1 protein-coding gene is annotated in these 1,064 nt (G+C 71.3%); it reads right to left on the minus strand.

Going from position 1 to position 1,064, the window contains the following annotated elements; all coding sequences use genetic code 11:
- Positions 1-62 precede the first annotated feature (62 nt).
- Positions 63-1,064, minus strand: a 1,002-nt coding sequence (locus Sri02f_RS40955) for a transposase (protein WP_159106905.1), incomplete at its 5' end; no start/stop codon positions are given.

The following is a 1,064-nucleotide window of genomic DNA, read 5'->3' on the forward strand; positions in this document are numbered from 1 at the left end:
AGAAGGCCGATGAAGATCTTGGTGAGGGACTGTCCAGCCGTCAGGCCGGGCAGCCCCTTCGGTCATGTGCCGGCGGGTGCGAGGTGCCAGGTGCCGCTGGTGTGGGTGAGTCCGAGGTTGATCAGTCGGCGGAGGTTGAGGCCGGCGGCTCGGGTGTGGAGCCAGGTGTCGTTCTTGATGGTGCCGCGGTAGCGCAGGCGCCGGTTGCCGTGGTGGACGAGCCAGGCGACGGCGCGTTCGACCGGTGGTCGCCAGCGGCGGTAGTCGGCCTGCCAGCCGGGATCGGTGGCGGCCTGGTGGCGGGCGGCTGCTTGGAGGTCGTGGTGGGGGCGGATGGTCAGGATGCGTCCGGCCCTGGCTTTGGTGCACCGCTCGCGCAGGTGGCATCCGGCGCATGAATCCCCGAAAGAGGCTTTGCGTTGGTGGTGCTGCCCGCCGGGGTCGGACAGTGCCACGGTGTGTCCGGCCGGGCAGGTCACGGTCGCGGTGGTGGTGTCGATGGCGAAGTCGTCGAGGGTGAAGCCGCCGGGGACGGCGGGCCGCAGCGGTGCGGGCTTGAGGAACAGCCGGTGTCCGGCCCGGTCCAGGGCCTGGCGGGCGTCACCGGTGGAGTAGGCGGTGTCACCGAAGGCGTCCACCGGGGTGTCCTCCTCGGCGAGCAGCTCAAGACCCACTGCGGCCTCATGGTGCTCGGGCCCGGCGCCGGGCCGCAGGGCGACGGCGGTGTATAACCCGGTCTCGGGCTCGATGGCCAGATGGGCCTTGAACCCGTCCTGCTGGTGGCTGCGGGTCTTGTGGACGTGCCGGGCTTCCGGATCGACGGTGGAGACCATGCGGCCCGGGGCGGTGCCCCGGGTGATACGCCAGCGTCCGTCACGGCCGTCGGAGTCCTCGGCGGGCTCGACGTCTTGTCCTGCGACCAGGGCCAGGATGCCCACCGCGTTCGCGGCTTTCTCGCCGAGTTGCTGGTCGGGCAGGTGGCCCAGCAGCCGCAGCGCGTCACCGACCAGCGCGTCGACCAGCTCGGCGCGGGCCTGCTCGTCGTTCCAGGCGATCTTCGGTTT

Source organism: Streptomyces rishiriensis (assembly GCF_003112535.1).
Classification (GTDB): domain Bacteria; phylum Actinomycetota; class Actinomycetes; order Streptomycetales; family Streptomycetaceae; genus Streptomyces; species Streptomyces rishiriensis.